This is a genomic window from Azorhizobium doebereinerae UFLA1-100 (assembly GCF_000473085.1).
In the GTDB taxonomy this organism is placed as follows: Bacteria; Pseudomonadota; Alphaproteobacteria; order Rhizobiales; family Xanthobacteraceae; genus Azorhizobium; species Azorhizobium doebereinerae.
The window spans coordinates 1-5,487 of record NZ_AXBA01000071.1 but is presented as its reverse complement, the minus strand read 5'-3'; the positions used below and the strand labels follow the sequence as shown (position 1 = coordinate 5,487).

The window sequence follows — 5,487 nt, the reverse complement described above, 5'->3', positions numbered from 1 at the left end:
CCTCGTCGACATCGGCCGTCTTCCTGCCGCCCCGCTCGAAAATGTCTGCCGCTCCATCGAGGAGCGCTTTCTTCCATTGGTGGATCATCGTCGGATGCACGCCGTATGTGGCGGCCAACTCCGACACGGTGCGTTCACCCTTCACGGCTTCCAGCGCAACGCGTGCCTTGAAGCCCGCGTCATGGTTCCTGCNTTTGCGCATGCTCTGATCTCCCAATCGTTGGAGATCAGCAGACGTCACATCGTAGCTTCCGTCACTGTCCCGATTTCGGGGAGTAGCTCAGAGCGAGCCTGCTCGCTTGGCTGGAACGGCGCGGCGGCACCATCGAGGATTATGCCTTTCCGAGCCGGATCGATCACGCGCACCACATGAGTACAAGGCAATATGCTCGCCTAGTCGACGAGTAGGTGACCGCGATCGGGTTGCGCCAAGAGGATTATGGCACTCACTCGCTCCGTCGCACGAAGGCATCCATGATCTACAAAGCGACCGGCAACATCCGCGCCATCCAGATCTTGCTCGGTCACTCCAAGATTGAGAACACGGTCCGATATCTTGGTGTCGACGTGGAGGACGCGCTGCTGCCGGCAGAGCGGACGGAAATCTGACGTCGGGCAGTCATCCGATGTCGCGCGGATGGCCGCTTCGACGCGCGGAACAGCGTGCCGCCTAGGTCACTAAGGGGTGGAAGCCGGTCTGTCTGCTTTGAAACGTGCGTTCAACTCAGCGGACCTTACCTAGGTTTCACGTCAGCGTCGCCGAAGCCGCCTTGCGCACGGCCTCGGTCAAGATTGGGAGCGACGCGATCGGCAGGCGAGCGACCGTCCAGTGCAGGATGACGTCGAGCCTCGAGCCGGGCTTAAGTTCAACAAGTCGTCCAGCCACGAGGTGGGGCTCGGCCAGCGTGACGGGCTGCATGCCCCAGGCGACGCCGGCGAGCGCCAAGTCGAGAAAGGCGTGCGTCGACGCGACCGTGTAGGTCGGTGCGTCGAACTCGAAACCAAACGTGTCCTTGACCCAGCGGACCTGAAGTCCATCCCGACGATCGAACCGTAGGCACGGCGCCGCCCTTAGCGCCTCGTGGGTCGTGCCATCTTCGAAGAACCGCGTCGCGAAGTCCGGGCTGGCGCAGGCCGCGTAACCCAGGACACCAAGCGGGATCGTTCGGCATCCCTGCACGGTGCGTGGGTCGGCAGTGACGGCGGCGAGGACCTCGCCCGAACGCAAGCGATCCGCTGTGAGCGCCTCGTCGTCGAGTGTCAGGTCGAGTGGGATGCTCGTCTTGATTCCGAACGCTGCCACCGCGTCTGGAAACCAGGTCGCCAAACTGTCCGAGTTCACCGCCACCTTTAGCGGGATGCGCGACGGCCCCAGCCCTATGCCCTGTGGAAGCCCAGGCGCGAGTTCCACCTCCATTAGCCGTACCCGGTCGAGATGGGCACAGAGGGTGCGGCCGAGCTCCGTCGGCTGGCACGGCTGGCCGCGGACGACGAGTATGGCCCCAAACCGTTCCTCCAGTCCCCGAACGCGTTGCGAGATGGCCGATGGCGTGATGCCGAGCGCCGCAGCGGCACGTTCGAAGGTTCCCTCGCGGACAACGGCGGCGACGGCGGTGAGGGCGGGGTAGTCGAGCATGGATGAAGTTATCCTTCAGAGGCTTTAGGAGAACAAGTTTTACTTCGCCAATAGTGAGGCGCATCACGGCGGCATGACGACACTCCTCCCTGCCTTCCTGTCCGGCTTTGCCCTGTCGGCCGCCCTCATCATGGCCATCGGCGCTCAGAACCTCTTCGTTCTGCGGCAGGGGCTGCGGGGCGAGCACGTTGGCCCCATCGTGCTCTTGTTCGGTCTCTCCGACGCCCTGCTGATCCTGGCCGGCGTCGGCGGCATGGGCGCGTTCCTGTCGGCGGCCCCGAAGTTGACGGCCGTCCTAGCGCTGGGCGGCGCGGCCTTCCTCGCTTGGTACGGGATCGCCGCGCTCCGTCGCATGGCCTCGCCCTCTGCCATGACGGTGGCTGCGGGCGGCGCCCTGTCGCTCGGCCGCGCGATGGCGACAGGCGCGGCGTTCACCTTCCTGAACCCGCACGTCTACCTCGACACGGTCCTGCTCATGGGAACGGCGGGTTCGGCGCAGCCGGAGGACCTGCGTCCCTTCTTCGTCCTCGGGGCGGCGTCGGCGAGCTTCACCTGGTTCGCCGCCCTCGGCTACGGAGCTCGCCTCCTCCAGCCGGTGTTCACACGACCGTTTGCCTGGCGCATCCTGGACGCCGTTGTCGGCGTCGTGATGCTGTCGCTGGCCGCCTCGCTCCTTGTGGGCGCCGTAAATCAACCCGGCTGAGCCGCCCATGAATATCCACGACCGCCTGCTCCTTTCTCGATGACCGTTCGCACGGAGCCCACGATGCCGGGCCCATCACCGTTCCACGGCCTCTCGGCCTTCCCGATCACGCCTGCCGATCAAGGCGGCCGGGTCGATCGCGAAACGCTGGGCAACCTGATCGAGCGACTGTGCGAAGCCGACGTCGACTCGATCGGACTCCTCGGCTCGACGGGCACCTACGCCTACCTAACGTGGGAGGAGCGCCGCCGCGCGGTGGAGACGGCGGTCGAATGCGTGCGTGGCCGCGTGTGGTCGTCGGGGGCGGTGCACTACGGACCGACGAGGCGCAAGCCCTCGCCCGGGACGCCGAGGCCGCGGGGGCGGATGCGCACTTGATGGCACCGATGTCCCACACGCCGCTGACCCAGGATGAGGCGTTCGAGCACCACCGCGCGGTGACAAGTGTCTCCGGCCTATCGCTATGCGTCTACAACAACCCTGGCACGACCCGCTTCACCTTCGGCGTCGATCTCCTGGAGCTGCTGTCCCGGCTTCCGACAGTTCGGGCCATCAAGATTTCGCTCCCATTCGACGGCGATATCGCCACCGAACTCGCGGCGCTTCGGAAGCGGGTCGACATCGCGATCGGCTACAGCGGCGACTGGGGAACCGCAGACGCGTGCTTGGCCGGCGCCGATGCCTTCTACAGCGTCCTTGGAGGGACGTTGCCGGATCCGGTCCTGGCGCTCGCCCGGGCCGCGGAAGCGGGTAATGCCGGAGAGGCCACGCCGGATCGACGCATCCCTCAATCCACTGTGGGAGACGGCGATGTGATCACGACATCACCAAACTCCGATGCGGCACGCTTGCAAGCAACGATGCCGGTCGAAATCGGCGCTACCACGGCGTTGCTGGTGCTGACGCCAGCTTGCGATCTCCAGCGCGACGGGGCACCGCGGATTTTGCTGCTTGTCGGCAAGATCGAAACGATCGGAGCCTCGTCCTGGACTTATGGCGAGGATGCACGAACAGCCGCCATCCAACTCGGCGCCGACCTTCGCTGGGGCAAATGGAACCTCAAACACATCGACACAATTTCCCATGAACAACTTGAGAAAGCTTTCGGCGATGGCGACCTCGTCACGGCCGCCGCCTGCGTGAAGCGCATGCTCTCGAGCTGCAGCAACGGCTGCTTTCAGGACTTGGTCGCGTGGGCCTCGTCGCGCCGATGCCTGCGACCTTTTCGGTTGATACGGAAATCTACTATGCGGGACTGGATGGTATCCCAGCCAGACTAGATATCCCTGCCGTCGCGGACGGCGCCGTCTGCTTCGTTGGACGCGACGAGAAAAAGGCTCCAATCCTGCGATTGGTCATGCCCGAATTGGCCTGCGACGGCGTGGTCGACGCACTCTTAGCGTTGCCGGAAGAACAAGTCGCTGAACCAGCTCGCAAAGCGTTCGCGCACATAAAGTCCTCGCCCGACGTCAGACGGATGTTGACCAAAGGTCTGAGTCTGAAGGGCACCAGGTCTGACGCGTGGGTTCATATTCCGTCCGAGACGGGAACCGATGACGAAGTTTCGAAAATGGGACTGCTAGCCTGGAACTTTGCATTCCCAGCAGCCGCCCTCGCCAAGGGCGACCTCAACGAGCCCGGTATCATCACCCTGATCAAGGACCGGCAGCAAGGTGATGAAACGGGTTTAAGAAGAGGTCGTTCGCTGCGGCCCTAGTCGAGGCCGCGCAACAAGCCACTGAGGCCACAACAGCTGAGGAAGCAAACGTCGCCGATCCTTACGGTGACATTGCACCTGCCTGAGTCTTCCACCAACTCAGACCTGTGTCCGCTTTCGGAAAGTTCTTGCTTTGCCGTGATCGGCCGAAATGGGGGCGCAAAGCGGACGTCGCTGTGGAGTGCGCCCCTGCGGGTAGACAGGATCAGGCTGCGGATTTGACCGTGAGCCGGGCGTATTTTTCCTCGAACTGCTGTGGGCTAAGATAGCCGAGCGCGGAGTGCAGTCGGCTGGCGTTGTAGACCTGATCGATGAAGCGCGGAACGTCGGCGGCGACATCCTCGAAGGTTTCATAGGCCATCGGATAGACGGCTTCGACCTTGAGCGTCTTCATAAAGCTCTCGGCTTTGGTGTTATCGTACGGATTACCGCGGCGCCCCATCGATCCGACGAGACCATGTTCGGCCGGGGCCTGCCGGTAGCGTCCGGCCGCGTATTGCGATCCGCGGTCGGTGTGGTGGACGCAGCCGGGCGGCGGTTTTCGCTTTTCGATGGCGGAGCGCAGGGCGGCCAGCGTCAGCCTAACGTCGATCGAGCGGCCGATGGCATAACCGACGACCCTGCGCGACCAGGCGTCGAGGATGACGGCAACGTAGACGAAGCCCGCGGTGATCGCGACATAGGTGATATCGGCCACCCAGAGCTGGTTCGGCCCATCCGGCAGGATATCCTTCGCCAGGTTCGGGAAGATCGGCAGTTCATGATCGCCATCGGTGGTGGCGACATAGCGCCGGCGCCGACGTGGTTGAAGACCATGCTCGCGCATCAGGCGCCGGATCTTTTTGTGGTTCACGACAAAGCCGCGGTGCCGCAGCGCTGCCTGCATCCGGCGGTAGCCATAGGCCTCGAAGCTGTCGGAGACCGCCGCCATCGTCTCGACGAGCGCCGTGTCGTCGATGCTGGTGACCGTCGTGTCGTAATAGGTCGAACGCGCGATCCCCATCAACCGGCATCCTTCTGCGACGGAGATGCCGCGGGGCCGGTGACAACGGATGTAGTCGCGCTTCTCGGCCGCGGTCCGTGCTTCAGAGCCCCCTTTAGGAACTCAATCTCCAGAGCTTGTCTGCCAACGAGCCGCTCCAACGCAGCGATGCGCGCCTCGTAGGCTTCGATCGTATCGGCGGCGGCGGCCTCGTCGTCGAAGGCGCCGACTTCGAACTTCTGGATCCAGATACGGATCAGATTTCGCGACAGATCGTGTCGTCGAGCGAGGCTGTGGAGCGTCTCGCCCGCCAGGTAATTCTGGGCTACCTGGCGCTTGAACTCGATGCTGTGAGTGCGGTGTCGGGCCATGGGCTTTCATCCTTCGAAAGCCCGGCTCTCCGGTCAATTGCTCACCGTCACACTGTCCGCCTCAAGGGGCGCACTCCA

Annotated in this window: 7 protein-coding genes and 2 pseudogenes; 5 read left to right on the top strand and 4 right to left on the bottom strand. The window is 63.8% G+C overall.

The genetic code is table 11. The features are described from left to right. On the bottom strand, positions 1-202 hold a 202-nt coding region (locus YU1_RS0125225; protein WP_029006420.1), incomplete at its 3' end, for a transposase. Positions 203-282: 80 nt separating this feature from the next. Between YU1_RS0125225 and YU1_RS33100 the strand changes: the two are divergent. Then, positions 283-609: pseudogene (locus YU1_RS33100) on the top strand (tyrosine-type recombinase/integrase); the annotation flags it as partial. 136 nt (positions 610-745) lie between these two features. Here YU1_RS33100 and YU1_RS0125215 read toward each other — a convergent pair. After that, positions 746-1,636, bottom strand: coding sequence for a LysR family transcriptional regulator ArgP (locus tag YU1_RS0125215; protein WP_029006418.1), 891 nt, complete (start codon positions 1,634-1,636; stop codon positions 746-748). A gap of 73 nt (positions 1,637-1,709) precedes the next feature. Here YU1_RS0125215 and YU1_RS0125210 point away from each other — a divergent pair, with 73 nt between their 5' ends. The 4 genes and pseudogenes from YU1_RS0125210 (at position 1,710) to YU1_RS33755 (ending at position 4,056) form a co-directional block, all read left to right on the top strand. After that, the gene (locus YU1_RS0125210; RefSeq protein WP_029006417.1) at positions 1,710-2,339 is read left to right on the top strand and encodes a LysE/ArgO family amino acid transporter; all 630 of its coding nucleotides are present in this window, start codon (positions 1,710-1,712) and stop codon (positions 2,337-2,339) included. Between the two features lie 63 nt (positions 2,340-2,402). Beyond that, positions 2,403-3,146 (top strand): annotated as a pseudogene (locus YU1_RS33095) (dihydrodipicolinate synthase family protein); the annotation flags it as partial. A 5-nt stretch (positions 3,147-3,151) separates the two neighbouring features. After that, entirely contained in the window at positions 3,152-3,619 is a 468-nt protein-coding gene (locus tag YU1_RS33090) for a hypothetical protein (RefSeq protein ID WP_156922459.1), read from the top strand. Further along, a complete protein-coding gene (locus YU1_RS33755) occupies positions 3,532-4,056 on the top strand; it encodes a hypothetical protein (RefSeq protein ID WP_198019065.1) in 525 nt (174 codons plus the stop codon). The genes YU1_RS33090 and YU1_RS33755 overlap by 88 nt, the downstream gene beginning before the upstream one ends. Before the next feature lie 205 nt (positions 4,057-4,261). Here the strand turns inward: YU1_RS33755 and YU1_RS0125195 are convergent, their stop codons facing one another. Both YU1_RS0125195 and YU1_RS0125190 read right to left on the bottom strand, forming a co-directional pair. Beyond that, positions 4,262-5,086 (bottom strand): IS3 family transposase, encoded by an 825-nt coding sequence (locus YU1_RS0125195; RefSeq protein ID WP_245263452.1) that lies wholly within the window; start codon positions 5,084-5,086, stop codon positions 4,262-4,264. Continuing rightward, positions 5,059-5,409: a transposase gene (locus YU1_RS0125190; protein ID WP_029006236.1), complete on the bottom strand. Its 351-nt coding sequence runs from the start codon at positions 5,407-5,409 to the stop codon at positions 5,059-5,061. Before YU1_RS0125190 ends, YU1_RS0125195 begins: the two co-directional genes overlap by 28 nt. Positions 5,410-5,487: the final 78 nt, after the last annotated feature.